The organism is Halorubrum sp. Eb13 (assembly GCF_002252895.1).
In the GTDB taxonomy this organism is placed as follows: Archaea; Halobacteriota; Halobacteria; order Halobacteriales; family Haloferacaceae; genus Halorubrum.
Map to the genome: position 1 here is coordinate 1 of NZ_NHPE01000056.1, position 503 is coordinate 503.

Consider the following 503-nt stretch of genomic DNA (forward strand, 5'->3'; position numbering starts at 1 on the left):
GTCCCCCTCCGACCGGCTCTCGATCTGGCGGCGCGAGTCGGGCGAGGAGTTCCCGGCCCGGACGACGATCTTCGACGGGAGGCGGGGGGAGACTGAGGGCGAGTCGGGGGCGGCGTCCGAATCGGAGTCGATGTCCGTACGGCGCTTTCCCGAACACGCGGACCTACACGATATCGGTATCGCTATCGCCGAGCAGATCGGCGCCTGGCGGGACACCGACGAGGCGACGGTCATGTGTTTCCACTCGCTGACAACGTTGTTCGCCGCCTACGACGCCGATCGGGTGGTCAGTCTGATCACCTCGCTTAACGACCTCTGTGATACCCGCGACGTGATCGCCCACCACCACGTCGACCCGAGAGAGCTCGACGCCGAGACGGTGACGACCCTTCGCCCGCTGTACGACGCGGTGCTCGAGTACACGCCGGACGTCGGCTGGATCCCGACGGAGCGCGAGGAAGCGGCTCCCGCGCCGTCGTTCGATTCGACGACGCCGCCGCCGG

1 pseudogene is annotated in these 503 nt (G+C 68.0%); it reads left to right on the forward strand.

Annotation, left to right across the window (positions count from 1 at the left end):
- Positions 1–503, forward strand: a pseudogene (locus DJ75_RS18575) (hypothetical protein); the annotation flags it as partial.